Consider the following 16,748-nt stretch of genomic DNA (forward strand, 5'->3'; position numbering starts at 1 on the left):
CCCCGGGCGGCACTCCTCTTTTTTCCCGCGGCTCTTCATGCTCAAGAACGCATTCCTGACGCTCCTCGCGCTTGCCATAGCCATCGGCGGCGGCGGCGGCAGCGTCTGGTACGCTCTCAAGACGCAGGATGGCATCGGCGCGATCAGGATCGACCCATGGACAGCGTTTCCCGATATCGGCACGAGGGCGGCGGATCCTTATTCGAAAGCCCGCGTGGCGCGCGAGGGTATCCTTGCACTCGGGCAGGCAGAAGGCCTGTCCTTTATCGCCGAACGCGATTCCGGTGGCGAACAATTGAAACGCCAATGCGCCTATGAAATCGAAGGCGGATTTCCCGCGGCCCGGTTCTGGACCCTCTATGCCGCCGATCAATCGCTCGGGGTGGTCGAGACCGGCAAGCCAAGGCTTGCGGCACTTCAATCATACCAGGTGCTGCGCCAGCCCGACAATTCGGTAGTGATTTCCGTCAGCAACCGCCCCGCACCCGGCAACTGGCTGCTTTCCGACGGTTTCGGCCGGATGTATTTCGTGCTGACATTCTACGACACGCCGATCGCCAGCAGCACGGGTCTTTCGGACATCACGCTGCCGCAGATCCTGAAGGTCGGCTGCAATGCGTAGGCTGCTGCACGCGATCCTGCTCGGCCTGCTGGGCGCCGGCATCGTGCACATCGTCGTGCTGCTGCTCGTCCCGGAATTTTCCGAACGTGATGCGTGGTCGCGGCTGGCCATGGCCTCGGACCTCTATAGGATGACCAGGCTGGACGCCGAGGCCGGCGGTATGCCGGTGGTAAAATCCGTCGATCCGCTGTTTAATGCGGCTGCTTGCCGGTTCGATCTGTCAGAAGGGATGGTTCGGGTGAAGGCACCAGGAAACGTCCCGTTCTGGTCCGTATCGGTCTATGACCGCAGCGGCCATAACATCTACTCCTTCAACGACCATAGTGCGACCGGAAGGGTGCTGGACAGTATCGTACTGACGCCGGCGCAGATGATCGAGATCCGCAAGGAGCTCCCGGAGGAATTGCAAGGGGCAATCTTCGTCGAGGTGCCCGTCGACGAAGGCATGTTCGTCATCCGCTCGTTTGTGCCCGACGACAGCTGGAAGCCGGTCGTGTCGCGGTTTCTCGAGCAGAGTTCCTGCGAACTGCAGGCTTACTGACGTCAACCGAAATATGCCGCCGGTTTCCGGCCCAACAGGGTGCGCGGCGCTCATTTACAGTGTTAGAGCGTCCTTTGCGCGCCCAACAGGGCGCGCGGCGCTCTAATGATGCGGAACAGGCAGCGTCCCCGACGATCCCGGCATCGTCGTTGACGAGCCCGGCATCGTCCTTGACGAGCCCGGCTTATCTGGACCCGCGCCTGGCCGCGTCTCGCCCGTCAGCTGCCGTGGCTCGTAGCGGACGCCTGGGAAAATGATCACCGCCGCCGGCGTTCCGGTGTTTCGTTCTGCTCGATTGGTTGCCGCCGTTCGCGGCACGAAAGACAGTACCATGCCCATGGTTCGTGCATTCCTCTCGGTTGCCCCGGAGCACAACGCAACGCCTCCAATCTGATTAAGGACGGCAGTAGGTTAACGGAACGCTAACGGATCGCCGCTAATTTGATCTTCGTTCTGAGGTCAGGAAGTCCTGACCCGAGGCAAATGCGAAACCGACACAGTCCCGGTCGAGCATGGTCCAGATCGTGTCGAGTGTCAGGCGTATCCTTCGTGTCAGCTTCGGATTTCAGGCAAATCGCTATACGGGCTGAATCGGGAAAGGCCGAAAGGCTGTTCCGCGCGGCGGTGTCGGCGTTCTGTTCGCTCACCCGCCCTTCGCGCCGGGAGATCGCACAACTTGAGGATCTGACGCTTCCGCTTTTCGCCAATGTGTCGGTCGAATCGCGCCGCTATGTCGCCGCCGCCCTTTCCGAATGCGAATACGCACCCACTGCGCTGGTCCGGCGGCTTTGCGGGGAGCCGGTCGACGTTGCCGCGCCGTTGCTCATCCGCTCGCGCGCGCTGAGTGATATCGACCTCGTCGCGCTGATCGGACGGCACGGCCTGCCGCATGCGCGCGCCATCGCGCGCCGCAAGGATCTGAACCCGACCATCGCCCAGTTGATCAGGGCACTTGAAAAGCCGACGCTGGTGAGCGTGCGGCAGCAGGAGGCGGTCGCCAAGACGGCGCCTAAAAGCGCCGAAGTCATCGCGCCCAGCCCCGACAGCCAGCATGTGCCCGGCGCCGCCGCCGAGAATGCACGGCGCCGGCTGCGGTCGATGATGCGTGCCGATGATGAGAGCGGCGGCGCGACCGTCAATCCGTTGGCCGGCGCTGAAACCTATGTCAAACTGCGCGAGACGGCGCTGACCGGCAATGTCGCATTCTTCCAGACAGCACTGGCCGACGCGCTCGAAATCGATTTTTCAACGGCGCGGTCGCTCACCGCAAACCAGAACTACACGTCGCTGTTAGCCGCCCTGCGCGCGCTTGATCTCGGCGAAGAGAGGGCGTTCCTGATCACCGTCGCCGTCTATCCCACAGAGTTTCCGCACCCGCAGGCTATTCGCATCTTCCTCGACCGCTACCGACTGCTGCATCGCGACGCAGCGCAGGACAGGCTACGCGGCTGGAAGGCCGAGACACTGTCGAAGGCCGTTCGCAATGCCGGACCGGTTGCGGCAAGCGCCGACATCCGCAAAGCGGACAGCGACAATGCTGCCGCCAGCCCTAAAGCGCGTCGCGTTTGACCGGCCTCATGCGACGCGCTTCAGGTTGTTGTTTTATGCACGTCGTTACCGCAAAACCGCTGCACACTTTTGCGCGACATGCATTAAGGCGCGTCGGGTCTGAAAGAGATTCAAGCGAACGCTTTAAGCCTTTGTTTTCATGCATATCGTTAGAGCGACTTGACGGAAATAAGTTCCTCGACGGGAACAGCGCCGGCCTCGATCTCGACGACCCAGATGTCGGGATCGAATTTCTTCTCCCTTTCCAGTTGTGCGTCAAAAACGGCGGCATCCTCGCCGGCGCCGAGCAAACTGAAGAATCGATCGTCGGGTTTGGCTGAATCGTAGCTCGTCTGCGGCGCCGGTCCAAACAAGGCAATCTCGCCCATGCGGCCTCGCGCCAGCACGAAGACGGCGCCGGCCTCGGTTGCGCCGCGCTTGACCACGGCGGCAAAGCCGCCGGCGCCGAAAACCCGGCGCAACAGGGCCGATACCCACAGATCGGTGGTTATGCGCATAGCAGCATTCTGGACGACATCGGACGGTACTTAGAGCGCTTTGCGTTTGGGTGAAACCAAAACCGCGCGCCTCCGCCCATCAGTTGGTCAGGCCGATCTCGCGCATCTTGACGTAGACGACCTCGTCGGGCTCGCCGGTCTCAGGCAGCGCGAACAGCGACTGGAACTCCCTGATCGCTGCCTTGGTGCGGGCCCCGACCACGCCGTCGAGTTGCATATCGTCATTGCCGAATGCCTTCAACCCAGCCTGGATCTTGATGATACGGGCGTCGGGTGCCTGCGCCGGCACATCTGCCGGCGCCGAAGCGGAGACGGGAATCGCGGCCAGGTCGTCCGGACGAGGTGCCGGATGCGGCACGACCGTCGAGGCGGTTGGCGTGGCGCCCAGTTGATCGAGCAGAACGCTGTCGATCTCACCGGAAGCGTTGAGCCCGACCTTCTGCTGATAGGCTTGTATGGCCTTACGCGTGTTGGGGCCAGAAATGCCGTCGACCGTGCCGGAATAGAAATCCAGGTCTTTCAATATGCCCTGGATCTGCTCGACGACCGGATCGCTCTTGATCAGGCCCAGGCCCGGCCGCACGATATTGATGGTGGTTTCGGGCTCGTCGGCGCCTGCTTGAGGAAAGGTCTCTATGCTCCTGGTCGCGAAAAACGCGCCGGCATGAGGAAAAGGCTGATACCAGAGGGCGTTCGCCGAGACGTAGAACAGCGTCACCAGGAAGGCGGTCGAACCGCCGACCAGAACCGGATTGCGCGAGATCAGGCTGCCGACCGCGACCGCGCCACCCTGGAAGGCATCGCCGCGGCGCTTGACCGTCTTAGGCTGTTTTGCGGAGCGAGCCATGCCTGTCCCCTTTCGTCTCCGCCTTCGCCGCAGGCATTGGCAGCACGCGGGGCTTGTCCGTCGAACGTCCCTTCGGTCCGTTCACCGGCAAGCTGATCGTGACCGTGGTGCCCTCGCCCGGCATGCTTTCGATCGACATCGTGCCCTCGTGCAGCGCCACCAGGCCCTTCACCAGTGACAGGCCGAGCCCGGTTCCCTCGAAGCGGCGCTTATAGTCGTTCTGGATCTGCATGAACGGCTTGCCGAGATTGGCAAAGTCTTCCTCGGCGATGCCGATGCCGGTGTCCCTGACCCAGAAATGCAGTCGCGAGCCGATCCGCTTGGCGCCGACCACGACATCGCCGCCATCGGGCGTGAACTTGATGGCATTGGAGACTAGGTTGATGAGTATCTGCTGCACGGCACGACGATCGGCGTTTATCTCGCCGGCATCCGGTGCGATCTGAGCCTGCAGATCGATGTTCTTTGCCTCGGCCTGCAAGCGCATCATCGACTGGCACATTTCGACCGCTTCCACGAAACGGAACGGTTCCGGCTCGGTTGCATAGGCGCCGGCTTCGATCCTCGACACGTCGAGTATCGAGGTGACGACGGCAAGCAAATGCTGGCCGGACTCCTTGACCAGGCCGACATATTCCTTCTGGCGCGGATCCTTGAAGGTGCCGAACATCTCATGCAGCAGCATGTCGGAAAAACCGATGATGGCGTTCAACGGCGTGCGAAGCTCGTGGCTGACGACCGCCAGAAACCGTCCCTTCGCCACTTCGGCAGACGCGGCCGCCTCTTTCGCAGCGGCAAGCTCTTCGCGCAAGCCGGCGAGTTCGTCGTTCTCGCGCAGGACGAGCGCGAAGACATCCTCCTGCTCCGCCCGCATCAGCTCAAGGGAAAACGGCCGGTAATTGTCCGCCATTGGGCCGTTGCCGTTTTGCGGCAGTCGGACGCGAAGATCGAGCCGACGCGCCGACGCGCCATCGCGCATATCGGCCAGCGCGCTGAGGTATGCGACGCGATCGGACAGATGGATGCGGTCGAACAGGCCGCTACCGGACAGCAGTTCCGGCTGCAGCTTCAGGATCGTGCGCGCCTTTGCCGACGCATCCAGAACCTCGCCATGCCTGCCGGCCCGCAGGACAACGGCGTCAATGATGTTTTCGAGCCGATCGTCGGTCGCCGGATCAAGCCGCGCGCCGGCCGGATTGCCAAGTCTCGCGACGCGCGGAACGACGGTGAGCGTCCAACCCAGCGGCAGCAGCCAATGCCAAGCGGTGATTTCCGCCGGGCTGAACGGGAAAACTGAACCGGCAAAAGCCTGCAGCAGGATAGCGACAAATGCAGCTATGGCGCCCCAGAGTGCGGCGCGACGAGACGCCCCGATCCACCAGGCTTCGAACGGCAGCGCCACGACAAGCATGGCGACCGGCGAGGCCAGACCGTCTGCCGCGGCAATGACACCGGCAAGAGCAAGACTGCCCATCACCAGGGCGACCTGGCCGGCAAACGCCATCTTGCCCGATGCCGCCACCAGCAAGGCGGCAAACCAGCAGAGGCCGAAAGTCGCAAAGATCGCAGCCATGGTCACGGCCGCGCCCATGCCTGAGGTGACCAGCGTGACTGCTGCGCCTGCCGCAAAGAACGGAGCGGCCAGCATGACACCGATAAACCGGCGCTGGCACCGACGGTCGTTCTGTCCGAGGATCGACGGATGAACCATACGTTCGCAACCGGCTGCCATCGCGCCGGGCAACTCAACGTATCTGGCCCTTATCGAAGTCAACTCAACGCACTCGCACCTGGTCGTGAACAGCCCTGCTTCGCAGATTGCTTTTGTTGATCTGAAACTCGCATCCAGCGTTTAAGGAATGGATAAGGCAGGACCGATCAATGCCCGGCCTGAGACAAATATTGGAAGGCCGGCGCGGCAAAACCTTGGCATTTGCAGCCATAGTAAATGGAGCGTTATCCGGGCGAACCGCCCTTTCGCCTCCGACAGGCGCCACTGGCACGCCGCGTTTCGGGGAAATAACTACGGAAAACAATTAGATGGATGGTTAACCTCAAGTGAAGAAAATCGGCTGGATTTGAGACAAATCCATCGCAAAATGCTTCGTTTCGAATTTGCCTAAAATTTGAGGAAAATTTTCGCTGACCGGGCAAGCCGTCCTTTGCGCGGCTATGCCACTATCGTACCCATAAAGAGGTCATGCCGCACGAATGCATGATCCGGTCACAGATGAGGGCATACAGATGGGCTTTCTGATCAGAATGGCTTTCTGGTTTTCGCTGGTGCTTCTGGCACTGCCGCTGAATGTCGGCTCCGACGAGACAGGCCACCAAAGCGTCGGGCCGATCCAGGCGTTGTTTGCGGCACGCGAAGCCGTCGGCGACATTGCTGGCATATGCGAGCGCAAGCCCGATGTCTGCGAGACCGGCAAGTCCGCAATGCACACGATCACCGCCCGGGCCAAGGAGACCGCCAAGTTTGCGGCCGCCATGTTGGACGACAAGACGGGCGAACCAGACACGGCGACAATGACCGGCAGCTTGCCCAAAGGCATCGTCTTGCCCGCGAAAATCGACTTGCCGGCGAAAATCGATCTGCCGGCGAAAAACTGAGATATTTTTCAGTGCATCTATCACCGCACCACAGGCCGTCCGCCCGTCGACGCCTATGGTGTTTTTCCTCTTTTTCCGTGACGCGGCGTCGCCGGATGACTATATCCGGGGTGATGACCACGACGATCCAAACGATCCGCGACGACTTCTCCCTGCTTGACGAGTGGGAAGACCGCTATCGCTATGTGATCGAACTGGGCGAGGCCCTGCCGCCGTTTCCCGATGAGGAACGCAACCCTGCCAACAAGGTGCCCGGCTGCGTCAGCCAGGTTTGGCTGACGACCGAATATGGATCGGGTCCCGACCCAGTCGTCACCTTCGCCGGCGATTCGGACGCCCATATCGTGCGCGGCCTTGTCGCTATCATGCTGGCGCTGTTTTCCAGACGACCCGCCAGCGAGATCCAGAAAACCGACGCGGAAGCCACGCTGAAGGCACTTGGCCTCGACGAGCACCTGTCGCCGCAACGCGCCAATGGTCTTCGTTCCATGGTCAAGCGCATCAAACGCGACGCCGAGGCGGCGTTGAGGCAGACCGCCTGATTAGGCCGCGCGATTGCCCCGCATGACGGAGAGCCCGCACATGAGGCAACGCATATCGGCTGCTCCAGCAATGCTCCGAAACCAAAACGGCGCCCGGAGGCGCCGTTGATCGTTCAACCCACGTTGGGAAGCGCCGATATCAGCGTCCCTTGCGCTTGCGGCCGAGACCCATCTTCTTGGCGAGCTGGGAGCGGGCGGCAGCATAGTTGGGAGCAACCATCGGGTAGCTTGCGTCCAGGCCCCATTTTTCACGATACTCGTCCGGCGTCAGACCGTAGTGGGTCATCAAGTGACGCTTCAGCGACTTGAACTTCTTGCCGTCTTCAAGACAGACGATGTAGTCGTCATGGACGGAGCGTTTCGGGTTTACTGCCGGCTTCTGCTTGTCGGCAGGAGGCTGTTCACTGGCCCCGCCCACGCGCCCGAGGGCGGCATGGACATCGGCGATGAGGCTCGGCAGCTCGCCGACCGGCACCGGATTGTTGCTGACATAGGCGGCTACGACGTCGGCCGTCAATTCGATCAGCGCATCACTATTTCTGGAAGGTGTTTCGATAATATCCATGGCTTCCTGGCCCCAACGTGAGTTGTTTCTATCTGCGCCCTATTTTTGACAGGTCGGGCATCGCGCGAAATTTTTGCAGGAAAGAGCCTCTGCGATTCGCGTCGCAGCATCCTAATGAGCCACTAAACCAAGTAAGTCAATTCGCTTCTTGCGCTGTATTCATCGATGGCAATAAAATATTCGACGATCAGCTTCAACCTTTCGTGCACTCTGTAACTTTGCGATATTTTCTGGGCAGACCAGCAGCGGCGGACGCCCGGTCGAGCTGCCGTTACATCCATGGGAGCCAGTAAAAAAAATCTCAATGCTTGGCTATGCTTGGTTGTGGCGCAGGCTAGCTGGTTGTTTTCAGAGTCCACAAAACCATAGGTTGCGATTTGCTTTTTGCAAGCTAGCCGGAAATCAGCACCGCGCACCGGCAGCGATCTATCAATGTGGGGTGATGTATTTTCCGTAGACCCAGCCGGTTACGAAATTGCCGTTCTGTGCCGGATCATGCCAGACTTCGCACCAGCGATAGCGGATCTTCTGTTCCTGCTTCCAAGCGCATGACCCCGAAAATCGGAATCGATTTTCGGGGTCATGCGCAGATTCAAAGGTGCTACAGCGTCCTTTGCGCGTCCAGAGGACGCGCGGCGCTGTAGTGCGGCTGCTTGGCGATGTCGAGCAGGTTTATGCCGCCTGTGCATTTCCCGGTCATCTGCAAAACGGCACCGTTGGGATAGGCGGCCTGCTTCTGGGATGACCCCGCCGGATATTTGCGCACGTTGAGCGTGTCGCCAAACGGAACGTTGGTGACTTGCCAAGCTGCGAACGCGGTTGCATGAGATTGGCCGGTAAAGGCCAAAACTGTCGAAGCGACGGCGAAAGCCGCAGCAACGTGAAAACGGAATTTCATTTTTCCCTCTCCTCCGGCTCATCTTCTGGAGCCCGACGCAAACATACATTCCGGCTCTTGAACCCGCGCTGATCGGCGTGTTCATTCTCCATTCAAGTAACTTCCACAGCGAGACGCAATGACCCAAACCCCAGCATTTCCAACTGTCAGCCCGCCACAACCCGAGAAGCGACCGGTCTTCGATCTGCATCATGGAGTATCCCGGACGGACGACTATGCCTGGCTGAGAGCCGACAACTGGCAAGAGATGTTCAGGGATCCGTCGCTGCTCGACGGCCAGATCCGCGCCCATCTCGAAGCCGAGAACGCCTATCAGGCGGCGTTGATGGCCGACACCGCCCAGTTGCGGAAGCAGCTTTTCAAGGAGATGAAGGGCCGCATCAAGGAAGACGATTCTTCCGTGCCGATGAAGGATGGGCCGTACGCCTATGGGTCATCCTTCAAGCTTGGCGGCGAGCAGCCGCGTTATTTCCGCACGCCGCGCGATGGCGGCGACCAGCAGATCCTGCTCGACGGCGACATCGAGGCCGAGGGCAAGGCCTATTTCCGCCTCGGTGGCGTCGACCATTCGGCCGATCACGGCAAGCTCCTGTGGGCATTCGACGACAAGGGCTCCGAGTTCTTCACGCTTCGTGTGCGCGATGTTGCCAGCGGCAAGGAGTTGCCGGACAGGATCCCGGACACGGGCGGCGGCGGCGTGTGGGATGCCGGAAATGACGGATTTTTCTACACCCGCCTCGATCCCAACCACCGTCCTTCCAAGGTGCTGTTCCATGCCCTTGGCGACAGTCCTGAGAACGACCGGCTGATCTACGAAGAAACCGATCCGGGCTTCTTCATGAATGTCGGCGGCACGCGCTCCAACGAATGGATCATGGTCGGCATCAACGACCACGAGACCTCGGAATACCGCATCATGAGCGCCAGCGAGCCATTCGCCGAACCGAAGCTGGTTTCGCCGCGCGAGACCGGCCTGCAATACGATCTCGAAGAAGGCGGCGATATCTTCTTCATTCTCACCAACGCCGACGGCGCCAAGGATTTCAAGATCATGACGGCGCCGGCGAGCGACCCAGTGCGCGCCAACTGGCAGGAGTTGGTGCCGCACGAAGCCGGCCGGCTGATCCTTTCGGTGATCGGCTTCAAGGACCATATGGTCAGGCTTGAACGCAAGGAAGGCCTGCCGCGCATCGTCGTGCGTGACCGCAAGAGCGGCGAGGAACACCTCATCTCCTTCGACGAGGAAGCCTTCTCGCTCGGCCTGTCGGGATCCTATGAATACGACACCGAGATCATGCGCTTTTCCTACTCGTCCATGACAACGCCGGCGCAGGTCTTCGATTACAACATGCGCACCCGCGAGCGCGTGCTGCTGAAGATCCAGGAAGTTCCGTCCGGTCACGACCCGGAGCATTACGCAACGCGGCGGCTGATGGCGCCCGCAGCCGACGGCGAACTGGTGCCTATCTCGCTCATCCACCATCGCGACACGCCGCTCGACGGATCAGCGCCTTGCCTGCTTTACGGCTACGGCTCCTACGGCATCACGGTCCCGGCCGCCTTCAACACCAATTTGTTTTCGCTGGTCGACCGCGGATTCGTCTACGCGATTGCCCATGTCCGCGGCGGCAAGGACAAGGGCTATGGCTGGTACGATGACGGCAAGCGGGCGCACAAGATGAACACGTTCACCGATTTCATCGCGGTCGCACACCACCTCGTCGCCGAGCGCTACACGGCTCATGACCGCATTGTCGCACAGGGCGGCTCGGCCGGCGGCATGCTGATGGGCGCGATCGCCAACATAGCGCCGGAATGCTTCGGCGGCATCGTCGCCGAGGTTCCGTTCGTCGACGTGCTGACCACCATGCTCGACGCGACCTTGCCGCTGACGCCGCCGGAATGGCCTGAATGGGGCAACCCGATCGCTTCGGCGGAAGACTACCGGACGGTCGCCGCCTACTCGCCCTATGACAATGTCGGGGCGCTCGACTACCCGCCGATCCTGGCGCTTGCCGGTCTCACCGACCCGCGTGTCACCTATTGGGAGCCGGCCAAATGGGTAGCGCGGCTGCGCGACCGCAAGACCGGCGACAATCCGGTGCTGTTCAAGATCAACATGGACTCCGGCCATGCCGGCGCATCCGGCCGGTTTTCCAGGCTCGAGGAAATCGCCTTCACATATGCGTTTGCACTGAAGGTGGCGGGCAAGGCCGACCTTTCCACCACCGCGCCGGCCCACCCTTTTTGACGCGCAAAGGGCGCTGTAGGAGCTTGATCTTGCGCACGATCCCCAACGGGGAATCGATTCCGATTTCGGGTCATGGCCTGGCTGATTTTCCGCTCGCAATTGCGATGGCCGCGCGCTACCCAATGCGCGGCTTTTCGCAGCCGCGCCGCCAAAATCATCCAGTCAAGTCAAGGGTCTGCCATGTTGCTCGTCGACGTCTATCTCGACAAATCGCCCATCCAGGGCATCGGTGTCTTTGCCAAGAACCACATCCCACGCGGCACACTGGTCTGGAAGCTCGATCCCAATTACGACCGGCGTATCCTCGTCGAGGTCTATGAGCGCGAAACCGGGTCGGTTAAAGCCTATCTCGATCGCTATTCCTACCCCGACCGGCGCGACCCGAACTACATCGTTTTCGAAGCCGACGACGCGCGCTACATGAACCATGCCGATGACCCGAATTGCGACGTCGCCACACCCGAGGAGACATATGCGTTGCGTGACATAGCGCCCGGCGAGGAGATGACCTGCGACTACAATCATTTCTTCGAAGCCGGCTTCGATTTCCTCGGCGACCGCTGACGCGCCGCCATCCCGTCCGGTTTTCGCGTCAGCTCGAAGGCTGCTTGCGCGCCGGATAGCCATTGGGATGCGGCGGTATGGCCTTCAGATAGGCTGATATTGCCGCCCGGTCCTCGGGCGTCAGTTCGGCCATGTTTCTCTGCACGTCGACCATGGCGCCACCGACGGAATCGAAATCCGGCGTGAAGCCGGTTTCGAGAAAGTAGGCTATGTCGGCCTCCGACCAGTCACTGAGCCCGCCTTCACCCGAAGTAATGTTCGGCACGATGCCGCTGCCTTCGGCAGCAGTGGCTCCGGCCAACCACTCGCTCTTCCTGGTGCCGCCGGCAAAATCACGCGGCGTGTGGCATTCGCCGCAATGGCCCGGCCCTTCGACCAGGTAGCGGCCGGCCATCACCGGATCCGGCGTGCCATCGGGGAAGGAAACCACCGGCTGGTCACTCAAATAGAGACGTTTCCACAGCCCGATGCCGCGGCGGATGTTGAACGGGAATCCCAGCGAATTGGGCGGCGCCTTGCCGGCGACCGCTGGAAGCGTTTTCAGGAAGGCATGGAGGTCGGCAATGTCGGCCGGCGTCATGCGCGCGTAGGATGCATAGGGAAACGCCGGATAGAAGTGCTCGCCGCTCGGCGACACCCCCTTCAGCATGGCGTTGGCGAGGTCTTCGACCGACCAGGCGCCGATACCGTCCTTGGCATCCTGCGAGATGTTCGGTGGCACGAAGGTGCCGAACGGCGTCTTGAGTTCGAGACCGCCTGCCAGTTGAAGGCGAGCATCGCCTTGTGAGCCTGGCTTCGCATGACATGATGTGCAGCCTCCGGCATAAAAAACGCGCTTGCCCCTGGCGGCATCGCCGGGGCCGAGTTGCGCCAGGGTCTCAGTGTCGAGCCTGACCGGCGCCGACTGGAACCAGCCGGCGACAGCGCCGGCGGCGCCCAGTACGAGGGCGGCGCCGACGAGTTTTTTCAGCCGGCGCATCGCCCGCTATCAGCCCTTCTTAATCCTGTATGTCTGGTGGCAGGTGCCACAATCGCCGCCTATGGTGTTGAACCCCGCCTTCAAGGCATCGACGTCGGCAGGGGCGGCCGCCGCCGCCTTGACGTCGGCGAGATATTTTTCCTCAACCGCCTTGAAGCCGGTCATATCCTCCCAGATCTTGGGGGCAGCGGTGGTGTCGCCGGTTTCGCTGCCAGCCGGGAAAAGGGTCTCGACGTTTGCATGGAATTTCTCGGCGTTCGCCTGCAGCGCCTTCAACGCCACCAGCACGGCCGCGGCGTCATAAGGGGTCTCGCCCTTGACCACTTTCGACAATTGGCCGGCGATCTTTCCACGTTCCTTCATCAGGGCCTGGCGCTCCTGGATCGGATCGGCGAATGCCGCCGAACCGGCGAAGGCGAGCATCGAGATGGCGAGGATAAGCTTTCTCATTCAATTGGCTCCATGGTGAAGATGTTTCGGGTGAAGGTCCGACTGATCGATAACGGCAAAATTGGCTTAAAAATTCCGGTAATTCGCCTCACGCTTGTGTAAATTTTTCGCGACGATCGTTCTGTGCTGGAAAAGGGGCGGCCGATCCCTTGAGCCAAAAAGAAAGCCCCGGTTTTGCCGGGGCTTTCCTGCAACTCAGTTAGGCCTATGCCTTTTCGTAGAGCTCGAGGACATGGTCCCAGTTGATAAGACTGTCGACGAAGGCTTCGAGATATTTCGGCCGGGCGTTGCGATAGTCGATGTAATAGGAGTGCTCCCAGACATCGACGCCCAGGATCGGCGTCGCGCCATGGACCAGCGGGTTCTCGCCGTTCGGCGTCTTCGAGATCGCCAGCTTACCGTCCTTGACCGAAACCCAGGCCCAGCCCGAACCGAACTGAGTGGTTCCGGCGGCGATGAAGTCGGCCTTGAACTTGTCGTAGCCGCCGAGGTCACTGTCGAACGCCTTTTGCAGCGCGCCCGGCAACTTGTTGCCGCCGCCGCCCTTCTTCATCCACTTCCAGAAATGGATGTGGTTGTAATGCTGGCCGGCATTGTTGAAGAGCCCGGGGTTCTTGCCGAAGGACTGTTTCACAACCTCTTCGACCGACAAATCGCCGAGCCCGGCTTCGGCAGCAAGCTTGTTACCGTTGTCGACATAGGCCTTGTGGTGCTTGTCGTGGTGATACTCCAGCGTCTCCTTCGACATGTAAGGCTGCAAAGCCTCGTAGTCATAGGGCAAGGCGGGCAGTTCAAAAGCCATCGGTCGTACTCCTCGTGGAAAAATCCGGTGCAATACCGGACTAACATAGGTCTGGATTAATATGGAGCAACTCCGGAATGAAGCGCCGGTTCGCTTTTTCGCCAGTCAGCCGGCCGAAGTCGAATGCGCCCAATCCCAGTAGAGTTCGCGCGCCTTCTTGGCTACAGGCCCGGGCTGAAGATTGCGATCCTCGATGCGGGTGACCGGCACGACCTTTGAATGGTTTCCGGTCGAGAATATCTCGTCCGCTTCGAGGAAATCGCGCACCGACAGCGTCTTTTCGGTGGTCTTGAACCCATACTCGTCAAGCAGCATCATCGTCCGCGAGCGGGTTATGCCGGACAGGAATGTGCCGTTCGGCGCCGGCGTCAGGACATGGCCGTCCTTGACCAGGAAAATGTTCGAGGTTCCGGTCTCGGCGACATTGCCAAGCATGTCGAGCACCAGGGCATTGTCGAAGCCGCGCATCTTGGCTTCGAGGATGGCACGACCGTTGTTGGGATAAAGGCAGCCGGCCTTGGCGTTGGTCGGCATGGTTTCGATGGTCGGACGCCGGAACGGCGAGACGCTGACCGAAAAGCCCGACGGCGGGATCATCGGCGATTCATAGAGGCAAAGGCAGAAACGGGTCGAGGCCGGATCGGCCGGCACGCCCATATAGCCACCATGCTCGGCCCAGTACATCGGCCTTATGTAGACCGCCGTCTTGCCGTCGAACTTCTTCAGCCCGTCCCAGGTCAGCCCGACGATCTTTTCGGCGCTCATGGATGGTTTGAGACCAAGCGCGATCGCCGAAGCGTTTACCCTCGCGGCGTGGCGGTCGAGGTCGGGGGCGACGCCCTCGAACCCGCGGGCACCGTCGAACACGCTGGTGCCGAGCCACATGGCATGGCTGCGCGGCCCCAGGATGGCGACGTTGCCTTCGTACCAGTCGCCATCCACGAAGGTCCATGTCGCGGATTGCGCCGCAGTCGCCAGTGTCATCGCTTGGTTTCCGTTCCAGACTGTCCTGTGTCGCCATTGGAAGATGCTTTGGCGTCTGCCGTCAACGGGCATCGCTGAGATTTGTTGAGGCCAGCGCTATGTGAACTGCAATCTGTGCTTGCGCCTTGCCTTGCCTCGCCGCAAAACTGTCACCATGCACCACGCGGCTTACGTTTTCGACGCTTACGGCACGCTGTTCGATGTCCATGCCGCCGTGCGCCGTCATGCCGACCAGATCGGGCCGGATGGCCAGCTCCTGTCGGAGATATGGCGCGCCAAGCAGCTGGAATATTCCTGGGTCAGGACGCTGATGGGCGCCTACGCCGATTTCTGGCAACTCACCGAGCAGGCGCTCGATTTCGCGCTGCGCAAGGTTCCCTCGGCGGACAAGGGGCTCAGGGCCAAGCTGCTCGACGCCTATTGGCGGCTGGACTGCTATCCGGAGGTGCCCGTCGTGCTCAAGGCGCTCAAAGCATCTGGCGCCAAGCTGGCGATACTCTCGAACGGCTCGCCTGAAATGCTGGAGGCGGCGGTCAACTCGGCCGCGCTCGACCAGTTTCTGGACGACATCTATTCCGTCGACGCCGTCAAGCGCTTCAAGGCCGATCCGTCGGTCTACGACATGGTCACGACAGGCTGGCGCCTCTATCCGGGTGCGGTGTCGTTTCAGTCATCGAACCGCTGGGACGTCGCCGGCGCCACCAAATTTGGTTTCCGGACAGTCTGGATCAACCGCTCCAACCAACCCGAAGAATACCATGACTTTCCGCCGGCCCTAATCCTGCCCTCGCTCGAAGGCTTGCTGACTGGAGGCTGACGCATGACCCAAAATCGGAATCGATTTCTGGAAGGGACCATGCGCAAAGTAAAAGTGCTACAGCGTCCTTACGCGTCCAAATGGACGTCGCGCGCTGTAGCCCTGTTGCCCCGGCGCAACAGCGGCGGAACCGTCACAGCTTTGCCTTTGTTTGTCCACCCTCAGGCCAGAATCGGAACCGCCTATCGCGCCGGGCATTGGTAGGGCTGGCGCCGTACTGATCGGCGTATTGATGTTTTGTTTCGATTTGAGACCTAAAGGCAACCATGTTCACAACCGAAATCGAGTCCTATTGCCTGAGCCGTCGCGGCTTTCTCAACGCCGCTGCGCTCGGCGCCGCCTCGATTGCGGTTTCCGCCTGCACCACGGTGGGAGGGCAGCCGGTCGAGCCGCCGCCGCCAGCCAACGTCGAGCCGCCGCTCCTGGACTATGCAACAATGTACGCTCCGGTCAGCGACGGTGGGTTCGAGCTCCCGGGCATACCGTTCGAGAAAATCGACGAGCAATTTCTGCGTCAGATCGTTCCCGATCCGACCGGCCAACGGCCCGGCACCATTGTCGTCGATACGGCTGGCCACCACCTCTATCTCGTGCGACCGGGCGGACAAGCCATTCGCTACGGCGTCGGGCTGGGTCGCGCCGGTTTCGAATGGTCTGGCGATGCCGTCGTCCAGTGGAAGCAGAAGTGGCCGAAATGGACCCCGCCGGCCGAAATGATCGCCCGCCAGCCCGAGCTCGCAAAATACAGCGCCGAGAATGGCGGCATGCCCGGCGGGCTGACGAATCCGCTCGGCGCGCGGGCGCTGTATCTGTTCGACGGCAACGAGGACACGCTTTACCGCCTGCACGGTTCGCCGGAGTGGTTCTCCATAGGCAAATCGGTATCATCCGGCTGCGTTCGCTTGATAAATCAGGACATTATCGATCTCTACAACCGCGTGCCCAACAAGACGCCGGTGGTCGTTACCGCCGGTGTCGGTCAGGAGCTGGTTGCCACGGCAGACCGCAAAGCCATTCCGATCGATGCGGGCGTCCCGGAAGGATCGATCCTGCTCGGCCCGGCAAGAACGATCTCTGACTCGATTTTCTGAGCTGGTCGAAAGCGCTGGAGCGGTGGACTTTCGGCGCCGCAACTTTCCGGTCCGATGCTTTTCCCTGAGCAGTCGGATTCTCGCAAAACCGGTGCCCACTTTGGGTCCGATGCGGT

General features: G+C 61.0%; 18 protein-coding genes. 9 read left to right on the plus strand and 9 right to left on the minus strand.

The window, feature by feature from the left end:
* Positions 1 to 37: 37 nt before the first annotated feature.
* From AC0L3L_RS09395 to AC0L3L_RS09405, 3 genes are all read left to right on the plus strand, one after another.
* A complete protein-coding gene (locus AC0L3L_RS09395) occupies positions 38 to 622 on the plus strand; it encodes a DUF1214 domain-containing protein (protein WP_473529360.1) in 585 nt (194 codons plus the stop codon).
* Entirely contained in the window at positions 615 to 1,163 is a 549-nt protein-coding gene (locus AC0L3L_RS09400) for a DUF1254 domain-containing protein (RefSeq protein WP_473529361.1), read from the plus strand. Before AC0L3L_RS09395 ends, AC0L3L_RS09400 begins: the two co-directional genes overlap by 8 nt.
* Positions 1,164 to 1,712: 549 nt before the next feature.
* Complete coding sequence (locus AC0L3L_RS09405; RefSeq protein WP_473637354.1) at positions 1,713 to 2,732, plus strand: hypothetical protein; 1,020 nt, start codon at positions 1,713 to 1,715, stop codon at positions 2,730 to 2,732.
* Between the two features lie 149 nt (positions 2,733 to 2,881).
* Here the strand turns inward: AC0L3L_RS09405 and AC0L3L_RS09410 are convergent, their stop codons facing one another.
* The 3 genes from AC0L3L_RS09410 to AC0L3L_RS09420 form a co-directional block, all read right to left on the minus strand.
* Positions 2,882 to 3,229, minus strand: coding sequence for a DUF1491 family protein (locus AC0L3L_RS09410; RefSeq protein WP_123149214.1), 348 nt, complete (start codon positions 3,227 to 3,229; stop codon positions 2,882 to 2,884).
* A 79-nt stretch (positions 3,230 to 3,308) separates the two neighbouring features.
* Positions 3,309 to 4,076 (minus strand): peptidoglycan-binding domain-containing protein, encoded by a 768-nt coding sequence (locus AC0L3L_RS09415; protein WP_473637355.1) that lies wholly within the window; start codon positions 4,074 to 4,076, stop codon positions 3,309 to 3,311.
* Positions 4,051 to 5,787, minus strand: coding sequence for a PAS domain-containing sensor histidine kinase (locus tag AC0L3L_RS09420; protein WP_473637356.1), 1,737 nt, complete (start codon positions 5,785 to 5,787; stop codon positions 4,051 to 4,053). Before AC0L3L_RS09420 ends, AC0L3L_RS09415 begins: the two co-directional genes overlap by 26 nt.
* 533 nt (positions 5,788 to 6,320) lie before the next feature.
* Between AC0L3L_RS09420 and AC0L3L_RS09425 the strand changes: the two genes are divergently transcribed.
* Both AC0L3L_RS09425 and AC0L3L_RS09430 read left to right on the plus strand, forming a co-directional pair.
* The gene (locus AC0L3L_RS09425; RefSeq protein WP_473637357.1) at positions 6,321 to 6,689 is read left to right on the plus strand and encodes a DUF5330 domain-containing protein; all 369 of its coding nucleotides are present in this window, start codon (positions 6,321 to 6,323) and stop codon (positions 6,687 to 6,689) included.
* A gap of 113 nt (positions 6,690 to 6,802) precedes the next feature.
* Positions 6,803 to 7,231 carry a SufE family protein gene (locus AC0L3L_RS09430; RefSeq protein WP_473637472.1) on the plus strand — a complete coding sequence of 143 codons (429 nt, stop codon included), beginning with the start codon at positions 6,803 to 6,805 and terminating at the stop codon, positions 7,229 to 7,231.
* A gap of 139 nt (positions 7,232 to 7,370) precedes the next feature.
* On the opposite strand, the gene AC0L3L_RS09435 is transcribed toward AC0L3L_RS09430, so the two are convergent.
* Both AC0L3L_RS09435 and AC0L3L_RS09440 read right to left on the minus strand, forming a co-directional pair.
* The gene (locus AC0L3L_RS09435; protein WP_023800837.1) at positions 7,371 to 7,796 is read right to left on the minus strand and encodes a Ros/MucR family transcriptional regulator; all 426 of its coding nucleotides are present in this window, start codon (positions 7,794 to 7,796) and stop codon (positions 7,371 to 7,373) included.
* Positions 7,797 to 8,397: 601 nt separating this feature from the next.
* Positions 8,398 to 8,694, minus strand: coding sequence for a hypothetical protein (locus tag AC0L3L_RS09440; RefSeq protein ID WP_473637358.1), 297 nt, complete (start codon positions 8,692 to 8,694; stop codon positions 8,398 to 8,400).
* Positions 8,695 to 8,812: 118 nt separating this feature from the next.
* On the opposite strand from AC0L3L_RS09440, the gene AC0L3L_RS09445 reads away from it, so the two are divergent.
* Both AC0L3L_RS09445 and AC0L3L_RS09450 read left to right on the plus strand, forming a co-directional pair.
* A complete protein-coding gene (locus AC0L3L_RS09445) occupies positions 8,813 to 10,945 on the plus strand; it encodes a S9 family peptidase (protein WP_473637359.1) in 2,133 nt (710 codons plus the stop codon).
* Between the two features lie 180 nt (positions 10,946 to 11,125).
* Positions 11,126 to 11,509 carry an SET domain-containing protein gene (locus AC0L3L_RS09450; protein ID WP_473529368.1) on the plus strand — a complete coding sequence of 128 codons (384 nt, stop codon included), beginning with the start codon at positions 11,126 to 11,128 and terminating at the stop codon, positions 11,507 to 11,509.
* A gap of 28 nt (positions 11,510 to 11,537) precedes the next feature.
* Here AC0L3L_RS09450 and AC0L3L_RS09455 read toward each other — a convergent pair whose 3' ends face one another.
* The 4 genes from AC0L3L_RS09455 to AC0L3L_RS09470 form a co-directional block, all read right to left on the minus strand.
* Positions 11,538 to 12,488: a cytochrome c gene (locus AC0L3L_RS09455; RefSeq protein ID WP_473529369.1), complete on the minus strand. Its 951-nt coding sequence runs from the start codon at positions 12,486 to 12,488 to the stop codon at positions 11,538 to 11,540.
* Between the two features lie 9 nt (positions 12,489 to 12,497).
* On the minus strand, positions 12,498 to 12,938 hold the full coding sequence (locus AC0L3L_RS09460; RefSeq protein WP_473529370.1) for a c-type cytochrome: 441 nt from the start codon (positions 12,936 to 12,938) through the stop codon (positions 12,498 to 12,500).
* Positions 12,939 to 13,143: 205 nt separating this feature from the next.
* Positions 13,144 to 13,740: a superoxide dismutase gene (locus tag AC0L3L_RS09465; RefSeq protein WP_029354634.1), complete on the minus strand. Its 597-nt coding sequence runs from the start codon at positions 13,738 to 13,740 to the stop codon at positions 13,144 to 13,146.
* Between the two features lie 105 nt (positions 13,741 to 13,845).
* Entirely contained in the window at positions 13,846 to 14,724 is an 879-nt protein-coding gene (locus AC0L3L_RS09470) for a branched-chain amino acid aminotransferase (protein WP_473637360.1), read from the minus strand.
* A gap of 154 nt (positions 14,725 to 14,878) precedes the next feature.
* Here AC0L3L_RS09470 and AC0L3L_RS09475 point away from each other — a divergent pair, with 154 nt between their 5' ends.
* Both AC0L3L_RS09475 and AC0L3L_RS09480 read left to right on the plus strand, forming a co-directional pair.
* Positions 14,879 to 15,541 (plus strand): haloacid dehalogenase type II, encoded by a 663-nt coding sequence (locus AC0L3L_RS09475; protein WP_473529394.1) that lies wholly within the window; start codon positions 14,879 to 14,881, stop codon positions 15,539 to 15,541.
* A gap of 266 nt (positions 15,542 to 15,807) precedes the next feature.
* Positions 15,808 to 16,632, plus strand: a complete 825-nt coding sequence (locus AC0L3L_RS09480; protein WP_473637361.1) for a L,D-transpeptidase — start codon at positions 15,808 to 15,810, stop codon at positions 16,630 to 16,632.
* The last annotated feature ends 116 nt before the right edge of the window (positions 16,633 to 16,748 follow it).

Source organism: Mesorhizobium sp. WSM4849 (assembly GCF_055811385.1).